Annotated in this window: 20 protein-coding genes, 1 other RNA gene and 1 pseudogene; 19 read left to right on the forward strand and 3 right to left on the reverse strand. The window is 26.5% G+C overall.

Annotated features, from left to right (window positions below):
* Positions 1-88: 88 nt before the first annotated feature.
* Together C6B38_RS07660 and C6B38_RS07665 are read left to right on the forward strand one after the other, a co-directional pair.
* On the forward strand, positions 89-373 hold the full coding sequence (locus C6B38_RS07660) for an HU family DNA-binding protein (RefSeq protein WP_004027657.1): 285 nt from the start codon (positions 89-91) through the stop codon (positions 371-373).
* Positions 374-396: 23 nt separating this feature from the next.
* Entirely contained in the window at positions 397-957 is a 561-nt protein-coding gene (locus C6B38_RS07665; RefSeq protein ID WP_105299185.1) for a DnaD family protein, read from the forward strand.
* On the opposite strand, the gene C6B38_RS07670 is transcribed toward C6B38_RS07665, so the two are convergent.
* Together C6B38_RS07670 and C6B38_RS11545 are read right to left on the reverse strand one after the other, a co-directional pair.
* Positions 932-1,333 (reverse strand): Holliday junction resolvase RecU, encoded by a 402-nt coding sequence (locus tag C6B38_RS07670; RefSeq protein ID WP_308686806.1) that lies wholly within the window; start codon positions 1,331-1,333, stop codon positions 932-934. The genes C6B38_RS07665 and C6B38_RS07670 overlap by 26 nt on opposite strands.
* 2 nt (positions 1,334-1,335) lie before the next feature.
* The gene (locus tag C6B38_RS11545; protein ID WP_233485676.1) at positions 1,336-1,440 is read right to left on the reverse strand and encodes a Holliday junction resolvase RecU; all 105 of its coding nucleotides are present in this window, start codon (positions 1,438-1,440) and stop codon (positions 1,336-1,338) included.
* A gap of 68 nt (positions 1,441-1,508) precedes the next feature.
* Between C6B38_RS11545 and C6B38_RS07675 the strand changes: the two genes are divergently transcribed.
* From C6B38_RS07675 to C6B38_RS07690, 4 genes are all read left to right on the forward strand, one after another.
* Entirely contained in the window at positions 1,509-1,835 is a 327-nt protein-coding gene (locus C6B38_RS07675) for a DivIVA domain-containing protein (RefSeq protein ID WP_004027654.1), read from the forward strand.
* Positions 1,836-1,881: 46 nt separating this feature from the next.
* Positions 1,882-2,249: RNase P RNA component class B (gene rnpB / locus C6B38_RS07680), an RNA gene on the forward strand.
* A gap of 94 nt (positions 2,250-2,343) precedes the next feature.
* Positions 2,344-3,270: a hypothetical protein gene (locus C6B38_RS07685; RefSeq protein ID WP_105299186.1), complete on the forward strand. Its 927-nt coding sequence runs from the start codon at positions 2,344-2,346 to the stop codon at positions 3,268-3,270.
* 110 nt (positions 3,271-3,380) lie between these two features.
* The gene (locus tag C6B38_RS07690) at positions 3,381-5,288 is read left to right on the forward strand and encodes an ABC transporter ATP-binding protein (RefSeq protein WP_105299187.1); all 1,908 of its coding nucleotides are present in this window, start codon (positions 3,381-3,383) and stop codon (positions 5,286-5,288) included.
* A gap of 48 nt (positions 5,289-5,336) precedes the next feature.
* Here the strand turns inward: C6B38_RS07690 and C6B38_RS11550 are convergent, their stop codons facing one another.
* Positions 5,337-5,495: an IS3 family transposase gene (locus C6B38_RS11550; protein ID WP_233485677.1), complete on the reverse strand. Its 159-nt coding sequence runs from the start codon at positions 5,493-5,495 to the stop codon at positions 5,337-5,339.
* 885 nt (positions 5,496-6,380) lie between these two features.
* Between C6B38_RS11550 and C6B38_RS12235 the strand changes: the two are divergent.
* The 13 genes and pseudogenes from C6B38_RS12235 to C6B38_RS07745 form a co-directional block, all read left to right on the forward strand.
* A pseudogene (locus tag C6B38_RS12235) lies at positions 6,381-6,908 on the forward strand (alpha/beta hydrolase); the annotation flags it as partial.
* An 86-nt stretch (positions 6,909-6,994) separates the two neighbouring features.
* Positions 6,995-7,264, forward strand: a complete 270-nt coding sequence (locus tag C6B38_RS12240) for a serine aminopeptidase domain-containing protein (protein WP_334199050.1) — start codon at positions 6,995-6,997, stop codon at positions 7,262-7,264.
* 117 nt (positions 7,265-7,381) lie between these two features.
* On the forward strand, positions 7,382-8,284 hold the full coding sequence (locus tag C6B38_RS07705; protein WP_105299188.1) for a hypothetical protein: 903 nt from the start codon (positions 7,382-7,384) through the stop codon (positions 8,282-8,284).
* 75 nt (positions 8,285-8,359) lie between these two features.
* Positions 8,360-10,552 (forward strand): hypothetical protein, encoded by a 2,193-nt coding sequence (locus C6B38_RS07710; protein ID WP_105299189.1) that lies wholly within the window; start codon positions 8,360-8,362, stop codon positions 10,550-10,552.
* A gap of 22 nt (positions 10,553-10,574) precedes the next feature.
* Positions 10,575-14,939, forward strand: a complete 4,365-nt coding sequence (locus C6B38_RS07715) for an ABC transporter permease (RefSeq protein WP_105299190.1) — start codon at positions 10,575-10,577, stop codon at positions 14,937-14,939.
* Between the two features lie 140 nt (positions 14,940-15,079).
* Positions 15,080-15,676, forward strand: a complete 597-nt coding sequence (locus C6B38_RS11555; protein ID WP_233485678.1) for a hypothetical protein — start codon at positions 15,080-15,082, stop codon at positions 15,674-15,676.
* A 113-nt stretch (positions 15,677-15,789) separates the two neighbouring features.
* Positions 15,790-16,137 carry a MurR/RpiR family transcriptional regulator gene (locus C6B38_RS11560; protein WP_233485679.1) on the forward strand — a complete coding sequence of 116 codons (348 nt, stop codon included), beginning with the start codon at positions 15,790-15,792 and terminating at the stop codon, positions 16,135-16,137.
* 98 nt (positions 16,138-16,235) lie between these two features.
* Entirely contained in the window at positions 16,236-16,637 is a 402-nt protein-coding gene (locus C6B38_RS11565; RefSeq protein WP_233485680.1) for a PTS transporter subunit EIIB, read from the forward strand.
* A gap of 22 nt (positions 16,638-16,659) precedes the next feature.
* The gene (locus tag C6B38_RS11570; protein ID WP_233485681.1) at positions 16,660-17,055 is read left to right on the forward strand and encodes a hypothetical protein; all 396 of its coding nucleotides are present in this window, start codon (positions 16,660-16,662) and stop codon (positions 17,053-17,055) included.
* Entirely contained in the window at positions 17,048-17,221 is a 174-nt protein-coding gene (locus C6B38_RS10380) for a hypothetical protein (RefSeq protein ID WP_162475937.1), read from the forward strand. Before C6B38_RS11570 ends, C6B38_RS10380 begins: the two co-directional genes overlap by 8 nt.
* A 103-nt stretch (positions 17,222-17,324) precedes the next feature.
* A complete protein-coding gene (locus tag C6B38_RS07735; protein ID WP_105299191.1) occupies positions 17,325-17,474 on the forward strand; it encodes a hypothetical protein in 150 nt (49 codons plus the stop codon).
* Positions 17,474-17,725, forward strand: coding sequence for a hypothetical protein (locus C6B38_RS07740; RefSeq protein WP_071937632.1), 252 nt, complete (start codon positions 17,474-17,476; stop codon positions 17,723-17,725). Before C6B38_RS07735 ends, C6B38_RS07740 begins: the two co-directional genes overlap by 1 nt.
* A 78-nt stretch (positions 17,726-17,803) precedes the next feature.
* On the forward strand, positions 17,804-18,100 hold the full coding sequence (locus tag C6B38_RS07745) for a pentapeptide repeat-containing protein (protein WP_105299192.1): 297 nt from the start codon (positions 17,804-17,806) through the stop codon (positions 18,098-18,100).
* Positions 18,101-18,539: the final 439 nt, after the last annotated feature.

Consider the following 18,539-nt stretch of genomic DNA (forward strand, 5'->3'; position numbering starts at 1 on the left):
TGTTTAAAAAAGGTATACATTTTTATAAAAATTAGGTAAGATAATATAAACCTAAATTTATACAAGGTTTATTAGAAGAGGTGTAATTATGTCAAAAAAAGAACTAGCAGCGCAAATTGCCGAAAAATTTACTGATGTGTTATCAAAAACACATGCAGAAGAAATTACAAATTTTGTTTTTGATCATATTAAAAAAGCTTTAGTTGCTGGAAAAGAAGTCTCAATTGCAGGATTTGGGAAATTTGCTGTAACCGAAAGAGCAGCAAGAGATGGAAGAAATCCGTCAACAGGAGAAACAATTAAAATTCCAGCTTCTAAATCAGCTAAATTTAAAGCAGGTAAACAATTAAAAACTGATTTAAACAATAATTAACAATTACGAAAGATTTAATTGTTATGTTAAATAGTTTATTTAACAAAGGAAGTATTAATAAGTGGTCTTTTTTGTTAAGTCATTATAAATTAATAAATTTGTCAGAAGAACAGTTAGTATTAATTATGTTGATTATGAACTGTTCTTCTTCTGATAGAAGGTTTATCACGCCATTAGAAATTGCAAATCATTCTAACTTTAGTGAAGCCCAAGCAAAAAAGATGTTAGATCACTTGAAGCAAGCTGGCTTTATTGATATTAAAATGAAAAAAGATGTTTTAGAAATGGATTTATCACCAATTTTTAATAAGATTATTATTGCAATTGAAAACTTAGAATTAAATGTTGAAAAAAAGATTTTATTTGAACAAGTGAATCAAATTTTACATCAACCTTTAAATGAACACGAAAAAGCAACTTTAAATACTTATTTAGAAAATAAAATTTCTGATTTTCAATTAACCTTAATTATTAATAATCATCAAAATGCAAAACTAACTTTTAAAGAATTGCTGAAGTTTATTGATAATTATCTTAAAAATAAACCAAAATCATTAACTAAATATAATTGATTAATTGATTAAGAATTGGTTCAAAATCAAGGAAATTAGGAAAAACTAAAAAAAGCTTATGGCCATTTTCAATAAAATATGAAAGTGGTATTTGTTTTGTTGGCATTAATTTTATTCATTCTGTTAATTTTTGATATGATAAAATAAAATAACGATTATAGGGATGAAAGTAAATAATAATAAAACTAATGTCATGATGATTATGAACTAATGCTAATTGTTGTAATTGATGTGTCTTAATATTGTTTAAATTAAATTTTTGTTGATTGATTTCTTTTGCTTCAAATTCAATATAATGACCTTGATAAAGTCCATAATAATCACATCCAGTTTTTGTTTTAAAATAACTTTTTGTGATTAAATGCTGGTATTTTTCAAGTGGAATAATATTTACTGGCCGTTTAAAAAAAGACTAGTATTATTATCAAAATATTTTTGAATAGTATAATTAAGTAAAAATTCTAAAAACATGCCACGATTATTGGGTAGATACATTTTGTTTCCTCCTTTAATAATTAATTATCAAAAAAGGAACTTTGTTCCTTGTAAATGAGGTGTAAAAAATGAAAACAATTAAATTACGAGCAACGGATATTATTAATAAGGAATTCCAAGTTGATTATCAAGGTTATGATCCAAATGAAGTTGATACATTCTTAGATATGGTTGCGACAGATTATCGCGTTTTTGAAGGAATTACTAATGACTTTAATAAAGAAATTAAGTATTTGCGTCAACAATTAAATGATTTGCAAGATAAAAATGATGTTTTAAGAGCTCAACTTGATGAAACAAAAGCCCAAAAAGCTCGTTTAGAAGAAGAAGGATTTTCAAAAGCGGATTTAATAAAACGGATTCATAACTTAGAAGGAAAAATAAATAACGATTAGATTTATTTAATTAATCTCTAAGATATAGTATAATAGATATGAGTTATAACAGAACTAGTTGCTATTAACTTTTTGTTAATAGAGGAAACTCCACGCTCGCACAATCTGTGATGATTGTAGTGTTTGTGCTAATTTAATTCATAAAATTAGGCATAAGGTTACTTATGACGGCTGAAAAAAATCCTACGTTATTATTAAATAATATGGATTTTTTTCTATAAAAGTGCCACAGAAACGAGTTTTTAAAGAAATTTAAAAAATGGAACGGGTAAACCCCACAAGCGAGAAACCTAAATTTTGGTAAGGGAACTTCTTGTTTTGAAGTAGAAAAAACAAGGGGATCAATTTAATAATTGATAGATAAATAACTAGTATTTTATTTTAAAAAATAAAAACAGAACGTGGGTTATGATGTTGTAACTTTACTAATAAAAATAGATATTAATCTATTTTTATTTTTGTTTAGATAGTTATAATTTATTTTTATAAATAAGAAAGGAAAAAGATAATGAAAAAAAATACTACCGATGTTTTAACAGTACAAAATGATAAGATTTGAACTCGGATTAAAAAATCAGTTTTTCATAAGGAATTATATAATCAAAGATCAATTACGTTTAAAATTGCTGCTTCTGCGATTTTTTTAGCTATGGCTGTTGGATTAAGTTTACTAGAGGTTTTTAGTGTTTCGACTCCTTGAGGGGCAACGTTTGGTTTACGATTTTTTGATACTTTAGTAATTATTTATTCAATTGCAATTGTTGGATTAGGATTTGCTTTATTAGAAGGAATTGCATTACCCTGAATTCATAATTTAATTGATGGGCATCATACTTGACTTGAAATGGCATTCTTTATGATTTTTAATATCTTAGTTGTGTTTGTAACTTGATTTGTTTATTATATTTTATTTAATGCTTGTCATAAAATTACGGTTCCAGAAAATGTCGAAGACCATACTATTCATGAATATCATCATGTTAAAAAAGCACATGATCATCATCATAAAATTGCTAATATTAAATGAGGAAAAAAAATCTTGGCATTTGTTATTATAGTACCAATATGTGCTTTAATTGAAGCAATTTCATTTTTAATTGTTGCAAAAATTTTAGTAAATATGGGTCATACGCATCCTGATGTTGACCATGCGCATGTTCTACACGATAGTTTGAATGTGTTAGTTCCGACAGAGAATATAACAAGTAATCAAATTGATTGATCTAACCAAATTACTGTTGCGCATGCTGGGCATGATCATGACCACGATAATAGTGGTATGGCATCTATTTTTGAGTCATGACAACATACTTTAATTTTTATCGGAATTTTCTTTGGAATTTTTACTGCTAAGTATATTGTAAATGCGACTTTATTTTTGTTACTAGAGCAACGGACAAGACAATTAGTTGATCGATATGGAATATATGTATAAAAAACTTTTTTAAAATTTTAAAAAAGTTTTATTTTTTTTTTTTTTGATATAATACATTAATAAGAGAGCAAATAATTAGGCTCGCATTTTTTAAGAAATGAGGTGAGGTTATGGGGAAAATTAAAGAATTAATTGATATTAATAAAATTGAAAAGAATTTAGATTACAATGAATTACATGAAAAAAATCAAGCTCGTAAGCAAGAAACGCCATTAGAAATGATGAAAAGAATCAAGGCACCTCGAATTGGTTTTTTTAAGTTAGTTGCAATTTATTACCGTCGTTATTTATTACGTTCGTTTACAATTTTATGAGCGTTAGTATTAAGTTCGACTTCAATTGTCATAATGACTTTTTTAATTAACCAATTAATGAGTGAAATTTTATATGAATTTGGTGATGATCCAACTTCAGTAACAACAGGATTACGATGATATATATGATTAATTATCATTGGTGTGGACTTATTAATTGCCGTAATTACAACAAATATTCGTGAACGAGTAGGTGGCATGCTAGGGCGGAATATTGAAATCGATGTCCGTAATGCGGTATTAAATAACTTAGTTAATTTAAACATAGGTTATTATTCTGATAAAAAAATTGGAGAAACAATGACTAAATTAATTAATGATACACAAGTTATTGGGGATGAATCACAGTTAACCCCAGCTAACTTAATTAGTATTCCAATTATATTTATTGGTAGTGCAGTTTCATTATTAAATATTGATTGAAAATTAGCATTGATTTGTTTAGGCTCAACATCATTATTTATGGTTGCTGTTGCAGTAACTTTCCGTTCACAAGCATTAGAAACAGAAAATGTTCGTGCAAAAATTACAGATGTTAATGGAGATGTGACCGATCGAATTGCATCAATCGCCCTAATTAAAGCAACCGGAACAGAAGAATATGAACGTGTTCGTTTTGAACAAATTCACAAAGAATATTACCGTGTTAATCGTCGTTTAAATCGTATTCAAGCATGAATGACAACAATTATTATTTTATGTGCATTAAGTTTAACAGTGATTGTTGTCTTAGCAAGTATCATTTTATATGGTAATAAAGGCGCAGAACATACTAATCGTATTATGAAAATTTTACCAGCCTTTATTACAGGTGTTAATACTTTGGCATTTCCAATTTGAACATTAACTGGATTAGTTCCAGGATTAGCACGTGCAACAACTTCAACAAAACGAATTATTCAATTAATTCGTGTTGATACAACAATTGAACCAAACCGTAATGCTCCAGAGGTAAAAGAAGTTAAAGGAGATATTATTTTAAAAGATATTGTTTTTGAATATCCTGAAAAACCAGGTGTTATTATTTTTCCTAAAACAACAGTGACTTTTGAAAAAGGAAAAAGTTATGCCTTTGTTGGAGAAACTGGAAGTGGTAAATCAACAATTTCAAAATTATTATTACGTTTCTATGATCCAACTAGTGGGGAAGTTATTGTTAATAACACTAATTTAAAAAAATTAAACTTAGCAAGTTATTTAACACATGTTGGTTATGTTGAGCAAGAACCAAAAATTTTATTTGGGGATGTTATTTATAATGTAAAATATGGAATGTTTAATGCAACAGATGAAGAAGTAGTTGAAGCTTGTAAAAAAGCGAACTTACATGATTTAGTAATGGGTTGAAAAGATGGTTATAATACTATTTTAGGAGAACGAGGGTTTATGCTATCAGGTGGTCAAAAACAACGGCTAGTTATTGCCCGAATGATTTTAAAAAATCCACAAGTTTTAATTTTAGATGAAGCAACAAGTGCTTTAGATAATATTGTGGAAAAAGAAATTCAAGCTGAATTAGAAAAAATTATGGTTGGTAAAACAACGATTTCAATTGCGCACAGATTAAGTACAATTAAAAATGTTGATCAAATTTTTGTCTTAGGAAAAGGGCAAGGAATTATTCAAAATGGTAAGTACGATGAGTTAATTGCGATTGATGGTCCATTCCGTGACCTTCATCGTGCTGGTAACCAGGGCAAATAAAAAAGTGTTTATTGAATTAGTCAAGAAAAGTAGACTAATAAAAAATGACTAAAGGTTTAGGTTCTTGTATTCAACAGGACTTAGACCTTTTAATTTTGATTGTGGTCTAAAATTATTATAAAAATAAATATACTTAGGTAAATTACTTATAATTCATTTTGTAGTTCTCTTTTTTCTTGAAATTTGATTTAAAAATTCACTTTTCATTGTACCAAATCATGATTCAGTATGGGCATTATCATATGGATTACTATCTATATACTATATGAGCTTTTAAAGAAAAATTATAGATTTTATTAATTATTAAAGTTAACATTTTATAACCATAAATTTTATTAAATTTCAAAAATGATATTTTAATTAATTTAGCTAATTTTGAATCTCACTTATTAAATTTTTGCATACCATTGTTAAATCACTTATAAATATCCTGATTTAGAAATATTTAAAATATGAGTTAAATATTTAATCGTGTATTTTTTCTTCAAGGACCAAACCGCTCAAAATTTCATTTTCTTGGATTTGGTTAAATACTTTTTTATATCTTGTATCATTTCTATATATTTAATTAGTTCCTCTTTACTCATACTATTAAAATCAATAGTTTTATGTCGCCCTAGTCTGTGAATTTCCTTTGACTGAGGACCCTTTCCAGGAATTAAATTATCTTCATTTGTGATTTTAATTCATCTGCTTAAAGTTTTTTTGCAATAGTAAATTTTTTATTGTATTCATATACCCATTTTTATGATAATATCTAATAATTTTTTTTTCTTCTTTTGTGTATCATTTTCCCATAATAAAAGAACATCTCCTAATAAAATATTACACTCTTTTTAAGAGTTTACTTTATTATAGATGTTCAATTTTAACACTTTTTTATTTGCAAATAATAAATTTAACTTATATTTTTAGGATGAGAATTGAGTTATTCTAATGTTTATGGAAATTTATTGTATAATTTATCTATACATTAATTAGGAAGGATAATATTGTAAGGGTAAAAAATTGCTTTTACATTAAATTGATGGGATGATGAAAATGAAATTTAGAGAATAAAAACATACCTTACGGGATGGCATTGAATTACATATGTATGAATGAAAACCTGATGATGATAAAAATATTAAGGGAATAGTTCAACTAGTTCATGGTAGTGTAGAACATGCTTTTCATTATGATGATTTTGCCAAATTTTTAGTAGCAAACAATTATGTTGTAATTGCAGACGATCATCGCGGACATGGGAAAACAGCGCTGTCTTCAGAGGATCTTGGATTTTTTGTTGAAGAAGAAGGTTGAGAAAAAATTATTGATAACTTATATGAAGTAACAACTTATATTAAAAAAAGTTATCCGAACCAACCAATTGTAATGTTTGGTCATTCAATGGGGTCTTTTATGGTACGTCATTATGCAATAAAATATGGCACAAATATTGCAGCATTAGTTATTTGTGAAACAGCTCATTACTCAAAACGATTATTAAAATTTTCAGTTAAAATGGCTAAAATTGGGCAAAAAATGAAAGGACCAAAATCAAAGGATAATTTTATTTATAAATTTTCTTATGCACCATTAAATTCTCGCTATAAAAAAGAAGGTAATTTAGGAACTGAGTGATTATCAACAGATAAAACAGTTCAAGAAGCTTTTGCAAATGACCCGTTAACAGGACAAGTTTTTCAACAAGTGCTTTTAAAGATATGTTTACAGGATTGTTGTTTATTACAAATAAGAAAAATATTAAAAATACACCAGATAACTTGCCATTACGATTTATTGCGGGTGCTGATGATCCGGTTGGAAAATATGGGAAGATGGTTATGAAAACTGTTGATTTATATAAAAAGGCAGGAAAAAAAGTTAAAGTTAAATTATATCCAAATGCTCGTCATGAGATTTTGAATGAACCAATTAAAAAAGAGATTTATCAAGATATTTTAAATTTTTATAATAATAGTCTTTTTGTTTAAATAACAGCAACTTATTTTTTTAAAAACAAGAGTTAGTATCTTGTTTTTTCTATCTTTTTGCTTTAATATAATTAATAAGCAATATCGGATTATATTGAAATTTGTGAGGAGAGAAAAATGAATTTATTACACGAATGATCAAATTTTAAGATCGTAAATTCAACTTCATTTTTCTTTAATCCGTTATTAGAACGTATTGCAATAATTTTTCTTACTAATTTTGTTTTATGCTATCTTGTTTTAAAGATTGTAAAATATTTTTTTGCTATTCACACTAGAAAGAATGAAACAAAATTTTTAGCAACAAGATATTTCTTTATGGCGACTTTTGCTGTTAGTGAGTTTATTGTGCTTTTAATTTTACAAATTATTCTTTTACAAATTTATGCAAGTAAAACAGATACTAGTATTTATCTTAGTACTGTTTTAGTTTTACAATTTTTTATTACAATTATTATTTTAATAAACAAACAATTTTTAAACTATATTTTAAAATTAGTTATGTCAGTTTTGTTTTCATTGTTGTTTTCATTTTTAATAACAAAACAATTATGAAACTGAATTTATTATGTTAATAATAATCATATTTTAGTATTATGGTTAATAAAAAATATTTCAATTATTTTTATTATCACATTTATTTATTTATTTGATTTAAAAACAACATTTTTACATGATTTTGCTTTCCGAATTTTAACTTTTTTAATTTTAATTAATAATTTTGAAAATGGGTCTGCCGATTTAAAAATTTTAGATCGTTCATTGTTTTTTAAAATTATTTTAAAAATAATTAAAGTTTTATGTTTATTAGATTTATTTTTTTTAATAAAAACTGTTAAAAAAACAATGAAAAATTTATGACAAATTAATGATGATAATTCAATTGATCTTGTTGCACTTTTATTATTGTTAAATAATATTCGTTTTTTTAATATTAGTGAAAAAAATGCTTTAGAAAATTTACCAAATAAATTCTTAAGAAATGAAATTAATGGTTGAAGAAGGATTCTTCAAGAATAAAATAAGAATTAATTTATTTCACTAACTCAATAATTTAAAATTATTTATTAATTAAAAAGAAAAGAGGGAATAATAATGCGAAAGTTACTTAATATTTTAGCAGCGGCAACTTTAGCAGCAACACCAGCTCTTACTGCTAGTTGTAAAACTAAAGCAAAATCAGCGGAAGATAAATATAAAGATTCATCAGTTGAAAATTTACCTAATGGTCCATTAAAATCAAAAATTTTACAAACAACTTTATTTACAAAAGCAACAATTGCAAATCGACATGAAAACTTAAATACATATACACCTTCAATGTTACAAATGTTAATGAGCCTACCTGATTCATATAAAGATAAAGATGGTAATATTGTTGATATTGATTATTATCGTGGCAAATATTTAAATAAAAACAATGGGATGCCATTAACAACTTTATCATCAAATTATGATTATATGAATTTATTGGATAATGAATTATATAATACGGAAAAACAAACTAAGAAAAAAATTTCTGACTATTCTTATAAAGATCCTTTACCATCAATTCCTAATTTAGCAAAAAATAGTAATATGTTAAACTATTGATATGATGGAGGACCATTGTCAAATTATTCAATTGTAAAGGAAATTTTGCCAACTAAGTGTGATGATAAAAGAATTAATCAAAACATTGTTGATGCATGTAATAAAGCAATATTTGAGATGCCACGAACAACATATTTTTATAATTTTAATATGGATTATAATCCAATGGCGACAAAAGATATTAAATTTGATACTGACACAAATCAAAACTTCATTATTAATAATCAAAAATTTGCGGCGGGAGGACCATTTAAAACAGCACAAAAATCAGAAGAACAAGATAAATTAGCGATAATTTTACAGTTAATTTCAATGGCTGATATGTTTACAGACCGTTCACAATCAAAAGCATATATTAATCAGTTGAATAAATTTTTAGCATTATCAGGAGATAGTGATGGAACTTTTATGGGAAGTATTTTAGGAGCTATTTATTATCAGATTTTTGCTTCTTCTAAATTACCAAATGATCCAACGAAAAAAAATTCAAATTATACTTTTGCAAAATTTGGAGTGACAAAGGCGTTGCAACTTTTACGGAAAGATAGTACCGAAAGACAAGCAATTAAGCAGAAAATTGATGTTTTTTTTGATGCGCAATCACAAGTCTTTAGTGATTTATTGGCAGTAAGACCAATGCAACCGGGATTGGACTTAAATAAACCAGAAGGTCAATATAAAAATCGTGATGCAATGTGAAATGGTAAAACACCAAACTTACGATTAGTTGACTTATTGTTTAAAAAAGATGCTTCAACAAAATCGTTAGCTGAATTATTTACTGATTTTGGTGAATATCTTGATGATTTATATACTAAAGCAGATGTTGAACGCCAAGAAGAAGCAAATAATTCAATTAGTAGTTTTTTAAAACTTGCTGCTAATGTAGTTACTCCTGGGTTTAAAGTAGTATTACAGTCAATGTCAAAAATGATGTTATCAAAATCAGAAGGTGGTTTAGGAACTTTAAGTGTTAATGATATTAATCGTTTTGTTGTTACCTTATCAAAAGGAATTTTGCAAAGTGCCAATGCATTAACAGAAGTTAGTAAGTTACCATGATCAGAAGCAACTGACCAAGAACAAAATCAAACAAAAATTACACAATTATTAACAGGTAGTGATGATCCATCTACACCAGCAAAAGATTCATTTATGGATTTAGCATTCACATGATTTAATGATAGTACGCAACCAGTAAGAGCATTATTAAACAAATTATATTTTGATCCAGATTCAGAAACACGGAAAGATTTATTAGCAATTAATAATGCTTTATATGAATATTCAAATAATTTATTATTAGGAGCAAATTGAAATATTAGCAATGGTCAATTAGAAGAAAATAAATTATCTTATGACATTGAATATAAAGGTACAGGTGATGCTGATGTTGCTGCTAATTTAGATTTACATCAAAACTGATATATTCCAAAATCAGAAATTAAGACTTATCAAGATTTAAATGCAGTTTATTTAAATGCATTAGGTAATCGGGATTTGGATTGATTTATGAAATATGATGGTCTAGGAAATAATTATCAAAAAGTGCACTATAAATATAAAGTAACTTGAATGAACATTAATCCTGGTGATGATAGTCATCAATATTGAGTAATTTCTAATATTCAATGATTTGCAAAAGATAGTAGCGGGCAATGAAAACGTTATTATGATGCAATTGAAAATGATTAAAATGAGAATATAAGGGCTAAACATGAAAAAAACATTGTTAATGAAGCAAGGAATTTTAGGAATAATTAGAGCAAAAGGGCAATTTATTTCATTGCTCCTTTTGATTTTCATTTGTTCAATTATTACTTCTTGTCTATTTACAACGGTCACTAGTTTACAATCAGCAAATCGACAAATGGGTTATGGTAGCTTTGATTATGATTATTCATTTCATTATTCAGCGATGGATTTTGAAAATTCAAATATGCAAACAATTACTCCGAGTTTTGCTTTTGATACAGAATATGTTTTAGTAGAAAACAATGATAATAAATTGACATATCCAAAAATTACAATTGGTGCAGCAGCAACAGATGTTTTTACTGCATTATCACCATCTGATATTAATTTTGAATTAAATAATGGTACAATTACTAATTTAACATTAAATTTAACATTACGAACAACTGCTCCAAATTATCAAAACTCATTAATAGCAAAATTACGAGCAATGGATTATAATGCTTTAGCTGACCAATATTTTAAACTATTTTATACAACGCAAATATATAAAAACTTTTTAGGAATTGTTACTGACTATATTAATACTAGTTTTTTTAAAAAACAGACTAATGCAACGATTGAAGAAATTAAAGCAAAAATTGCTAATTTTATTAATGGTAAAGCAGATGCCAACCAGCAAGCAATTGAACGCTGAGATTGAAATTTAAAAACAGTTGATAATGATTTTACTAAATTTAATATTCCGGATATTAGTTTAACATTGGGGAAACAAGACAATAAAACAGTGGTAACAAATATTTCACAAAATACTTTATTTGAAGAAGGACTTCGAGGTAGTTTTGGGGTTGCTACTCGTTTTAATGTAACTGATGCAAGTGGAAACAAGGAAACACGAATTCAATATTTAGCACAATCACTATGGCAATATATTGATAAACAAAATCAAACTGGAATTAATGAAGCACGAATGGTTATTGGTAATTTATTCAATAAAGTTCCTTTTTTTGGTAATTATAGTGAACGAAGTTCTTTTCTTAATTTTGTTCAAACTTATTACACAATGTTAGGAGTTGTTAGCAATTTTGATGTTGCAATGCGACAAGAAGTTACAACTTGGGATATTACTAATAATTTAAAATATAAAGTAATTGGATGGCATGATTTATTAAAAGAAAAACAATTAAATCTTTTTGATAAGGTTAATGAGTGGGCAGGACCATCATTGAATGAATCAACAATTAGTAATTATTATGCTTTTGTTAGCCCTAATTATCTAAAAGCACATCATAAAAATTTGCATGATAACATCCAAATTGGTGAACGAACATTTACAATTGGAGCAACTGGTGGTGATACCTTAAATATTTATCCAACTATTTATGAAACTGATTTTATTTCTGATTTTAAAACGGATGTTCTTATTTATCTATCGTCTTATGGAATGTCTTTATTAGCAGAAGATAATAATAAAGGTTTAATTAGTTTAAAGGATAATTCACGAGTATTTTTAAAAAGTTTAACAAATAACCCAGTCGCAAATTTAGCAATTTTTAAAAAATATTATGCAAATAATCCCAATCAATTAGATTTTTATACTCAAATGTTAACCAAAAGTTCAAAGGCCCATGGAAATGATCCTTCAATTGGTGTTTTTGAGTCAAAAGAAGCAACAAGTTCATTAACACGGCGCTATGATTTACTAGCAAAAACAATTAATGTTTATATTTATATTGGTTTATTCTTCATTATTATTTTTGCCATAACACTATTTGCTGTTTCATATATTATTATTAAAGAAATGATTAAACGTGAGTCACCACAAATTGGAATGTTAAAAGCTGCTGGTTATTATCTACGTGAAATTGTTCTCTCATATTGAAGTATTTTAATGGTTAGTATTTTAATTGCTGTACCAACCGGTTGATTAGTTGGAATTACCGTCCAATTATTTGTAGTGAAATTATTTAATATGTTTTTTATAATAAATTGAAGTTTTACTTGAAACTGAATGATTTTGCTTTTCTTAATTGGATTCTTCGTTATTTTCTTATCATTTATTACTTTTATTACTTGTTATTTTTCGATTAATAAAACAGAAGTTTTAAGTTTAATTCATCCAATGCGTGAGTTAAAAGTTGATAATAGTTTAGCCCACACTGTCCGTAGTTTTCATTTTAAAACCTTTGTTGGACGTTTCCGGATGGTTGTTTTATCAACGTCATTAAAACAAGCATTTACTTATTTAGGAATTTTTGGCTTAGTTACATTTACTTTGACTGTCTCATTATTAGCGCCAGTCTATGCAAAAAATTTTAATACAAATTATTATAAAAACATTAAATATGGTAGTGAAGTTAAATATAGTAATGTCATAAGTAATAATCCATTTTCTTATTATAAAACTTATGCATGAAATGGAATTGATAATGTACCTAAGACAGCTGATCCGATTGAACAAGATTTATATCCAATTGGTGGTATGACGCCATTAGCAAATTACTATAGTATTGATGGGGGAGCAACAATTAAACCATTAAAAGCGGTAAAACAAGAAGCAACTGTAGCTGGCATCTTAAAAGATATGTTATCTTATAATTTTGTTACTTTATCAGGAACTAATTTATCATTGGGAATTTTTAATTATTTAAATAACTTAGTAAAAAATTCTCCGACTGGTGATAGTGTTCGAGCTTTAGTATCAGAAATTTTATGTACCGTATTACCAAAAGCATTGGGAATTGGAGCAATTCCATATCCACCATTTACTGACCAGGAAGATTATCCTTCATTATGAAGAACATGTTTTAGTAAAGCAACAAATGGTATTATCCCAGCTGCAGTTAAAGAAGATTGAAATAAAAATCCTGATCGAGCAAATCATTTTGCATTGGGATTTGAAACAATGAGTTATAATCCAGTAACTGATGATGTTTTTACTAGTTTTGATGGGAAGTATAATGATAATCAATTTCCTGTTTATGGAATTAATCCAAATACAAAAATGCTAAAATTATCATCCACTGAGCGTACTATTTTAGCAAATAATGATAGCAAAGTAATTAACGCAATTGCTAATGTTACCGCATTACATCAATTAAATCTTAATGTTGGGCAAGAAATTGAATTAACACCTAAAGTAACAACATTACAATACAATACTGGTCAGAATGAATGAACAGAATTTACTAACAATAATACAGATTTAAAATATCAAAACTGAAAATATAATTTAAATGGTAATTCTGCTGGATGAGATCTAAATAATTATCAAAGTTTGTATTCATTAGATAAAAGTTATTTTACTTATAATACAAGTTCACAAACGAAATATTATGTTACTGCTGATCGAAAGAGTGAATATCATAATTTAAATAATGTTGAATTATGAATTCCAAGGAATTCGGCGATGGAAGCAATTTGAAGTAAAAAAACAATTACATTGAGTAATGGTGTCCAACGGACTTTATTAAAAGAATCAACAGTTGGAAAAAATAAAATTATTCGAAAAGAACAAATTGATGATAAAGAATACTGAGTTATTAAACCATATGATTTTAGTTTTGGTGGAGCATATAGTGGTGATTTTGTTGATAGAATTCCAACAACATGATATCAAGCTGCTGTTGATAACAACTTTATTAAAGTTGCGCCATCTTTAACCCAAAAACCAGTTAAAGTTAAAATTGCTAAAAGTGTTGCAACTTATGATACACCACGCCTTTTTATTAGTATCAATAATGCTAATCAAATTAGTTCATTTCCAACAAATAACATTGATGGTAACTTAAATATAATGCAATGATACAATGGAAAATATACAACAGAATTCCAACCATCTGATCAAATTAATCGTTATGCGTTATCATCAACAAATGGTGATTTATCATTAAATAATTTTACGACTTCTTATAGTTCATCTGTTTTAACAGCTGATTATGTTGGGATTAAAGCCAAAATTATGAGTCGGGTTATTATCGTTGCTTTATCAGTTGCTTTAATTTTTATTGTTATTATCATTATGGTTTCAGTTATTACAATATATTTTGCAATTGACCTCTTTATTAAAAAATTTATTAAAATTATTGCAACAATGAAAGTACAAGGTTATAGTCGCTGAGAAATTAATAATTTAACTTTAGGAATTTTTATTGCCTTTGCCGTTGTTGGTTGATTACTTGGATATTTTATCACTTGAGGTTTGGCATGAACAATTACTCAAAGAATTTTAATGTTCTTTAATTTCTATGTTCCAATTGAAACGGGACTAATTACATTACCAATTATCTTGGGAGGAATTATTATTTTATATGTTATCTCATACTTTATTTCAATGAAAAAAATTAATCAATTAAATATTCAGGAAATTGTTATGATGGAAAGTTAACATTATTTAAAAAAACTATGGTTTTAAACCATAGTTTTATTTTAATCCATTAATAGGTTTTAAAAACAGTAAAAATAGCGTATAGTTAATAGAAAGAACTTATTTTAAATAAGATGTTTTCTTTTTAACGAGGGTTTGAAATGTTTAATTTTATAACAAAACAAAAGTGAATAATTAATGGTAGTTTATTAGGAATGACTTTATTAGCTTTAATTGGTTTATTATGTTATTTTTTAAAATTGTTAATTCCTGCAATTGTTTTATTATCAATTGCTGGTCTGGACTTTTTTGTGATAATGATTATGTGACTTGTTATGGAGCAACATAATAAGAAAAAAATAAGGAGTTGATGTAATATGACTGAAAATGAAATTATTCGTAAAATTAAAGAGATTAGTATATATACTGATCACCGCTTTTCTTTTATTGCAAAATATATTTTACAAAATTTAATGATTGTTCCTGAAATTACTATTAAGGAAATGGCTGAATGTACTTATACATCAATTGCTACTATTAATCGTTTTACTAAATATTTAAATTTAGACGGATATAAAGAATTAATTCATATTATTAAATATTTTAACCATAACCTTGCTGGTGAAGAAAGTATTATGGTTGGTGAAACTAATAATAGTTTAATGTTCAATACATATAATAATATTATTCGTAGTTTACATGATACATTTCGGTTAACATTAAATCAGAAGGGTATTATTGATAATGTTATTAATTAAACATTTTAAAGCAGCACGTCGGATTGTTGCTTTTGCAATTGGAGGAACTTATAATGTTGCGAAGGATTTTCAAAAAAAATTATTACGAATTGGGTTTAATATTCTTGCAATTAATGATTTTCATAACGGGGTATTTTTTATCACAACAATTAAATGAAGGTGATTTAGTCTTTTTTGTTTCGTATTCAGGTGAAACATTAGATTTAATTAAATTAGCAAAAATTTGTCATCAAAATCATACTCCTATTGCAATTGTTTGTCGACAATCAAATAATACTTTATCTAATCTAGCAGATTATGAAATTAAAATTAGTAGTAATGAATCAATTGAACGTTTAATTTTAACAACTAGTCGCTTTGCATTATTATTTGAGTTAGATATAATTTATTTTTCTTTGTTAGCAACTAATTTAGAGTATTATCGCGTTATGTTAGAAAAAACATTAGTACCAAAATTTTAAAATTTCCAAATTTTGAGATGAAATTACAGATTAAATATTTTACCTTGTAATTATTGCACTTTCTTTTATCATATACATAGGTAGCAAAAAATAGATATATGTTTATTGAAAGTGAGGAAAATGAAATGGCAAAAGATCCGAAACAGACAGCAAAAGATATTGTTGAAATTGTCAAAGCGGATAATGTTGTATCATATATCAATTGTTTAACGAGACTGCGTCTTAATTTAAAACCAACAGCAGAGATAGATTTGGAAAAATTAAAAGCAACACCAAATGTAATGGGTGTTTTAAGACCATCACCAACAGAATTACAAATTGTGTTGGGACCAGGCTTTGTTGCAAATGTCACACAAGCTTTTGGAAAATTAGTTAATGTTGATAAAACTGCGTATAATGAAAATGGTGGTACGGATGAATTTGTTAGTGCTGCACAAGCAGCCCAAGCTGTAAAAGGCGAAATGAAAGGAAAACAAAATAGAGTACATTTTTTTTACTAAATTCTCAAAAATCTTTTTCCCAATGATTATTGGTTTCATTGGGGCGGGGATTTTATCCGGGATTGCTGGGATTATGCAATCTGCATATGGTGGAACAATAAACACTAGTCATGCTCCAGCAGCTGCCGTATCTTGATTTAAGGCATTAAATTTAATTCTAGAAATTTGAAAAAATGCTTTTATAATTATTGTTGGATGACGAACTTGTGAAGTTTGAGGAGGCAGTGGTGTCTTAGGGGCAATGACTGCAGCAATTTATTCTCCAGTTTTTGTAAGCAGTGTAATTCCAATGCTAGTTGTTGGTAATGCTAATCATGTTAATTATTTAGGGATTAATATTACTAATCCACTAACAAATTTTTTAACAGTTGGTTTTCGTCCAACATTAGATGCAAGTGGTAAATTAGTATTTGGATAGGCATTGTGTAATCGAAGTGCAACAAATCAACTTTGAAAGGAGTTGATTTTTTATTGAAAAGAAACATTATTTTATTTTGCGGTCCCTAGTAACTAAATATGGAAAAGATATTGTTATTAATACTGTAAATAAGATAGTAATTAATAATGTAAAAGAAAATGAATAAATTATCCGCGTAATTTATTAGCGGTAATTTATTCAATATAGTTTATTTTGAGCGTAGCGAACACGCGAAGCGTGCCGCAATATTTTTAGAGAGGAGATGTAATATGCCAACTTGATTAACGACAATATTTAGTGTTGTTATTGTATTAACAATTTTTCTTTATTTTGGTTTATCAATTTATCAAAAAATTAAACAAATTCGAGGAAAGAAAAAAAGAAAAAAAGAAATTGAAAGAAAGGAGAGTAATAAATAATGTTAGGTATGTATTTAACAACAGCGTTTAATTTTTTAACAGCACCTACACCTAAAACTATGACTGAGGGTATGACTGGTATTTGAACTGGTTTGACTAGTGCATTATGAAAAGTTAAAGAAGGTATAACAAATATTTTACCTGAGATAATGGTTTTCTTAGGTGAAGCGTGAATTATATTAATTCCATTTGCTATATTTTGTATTATTAAAATCTTAAACTTTTTCCGTGTTATGGTTAAAGGATTTTAGTATTTATATTTAAAGAAGAAAATGAAGCACTTAATAGTAAAATACGAACACTTAAAAAGAATTTGGAGGAATTATAAAATGAAAACATTACAAGATTTAATTAAAGATTTAACAGATATTATTGTTGAAGAACAAAAAATAAATGATTATTTAGAAAATGAACCATTAGATTTAGAAGATACTGATTTATCTTGTGCTAAATTAAAAGATGCTGATTTATCTTGTGCTGATTTACGTTGGCCTAATTTAACAGATATTAAAATCACAAAAGAACAATTAGACAAATTAACTGTTATTGAGGAAAAAAAAATGAATATAACAGAATCAATTAAATTTGACAAACTACAAGAAGAAAATGAAGCACTTAAAGAATAATGTATTTTAACTGTGGCACAATAGTTTTTATATGTGATTTAATTAAATAATTTTATTGTTTATTTTTACACTATACACTGTTTACAAATTTATTTTTTAATAAACTTTATTATTATCTTTAATATTGGGATAATTTTAAGGTTGATAAATCTATATTGTTTATTATTCATAATATTGAGTCTATTATGAATAATAAACAATATAGATTTATCAACCTTAAAATTATCCCAATATTAAAGATAATAATAAAGTTTATTAAAAAATATTCAAATTCCTAACATAATTAATCACACTCCTTAAAATTTGTAATAAACATTGTTATATTTAATGTTTATCTATTGTTTATTTATTGTTTAATAAACATTGTTATATTTAATGTTTATCTATTGTTTATTTAATGTTTATATATTGTTTATCTATAGTTTATTTATTGTTTAAT

It is taken from the genome of Spiroplasma sp. ChiS (genome assembly GCF_002968355.1).
Classification (GTDB): Bacteria; Bacillota_I; Bacilli_A; order Mycoplasmatales; family Mycoplasmataceae; genus Spiroplasma; species Spiroplasma citri.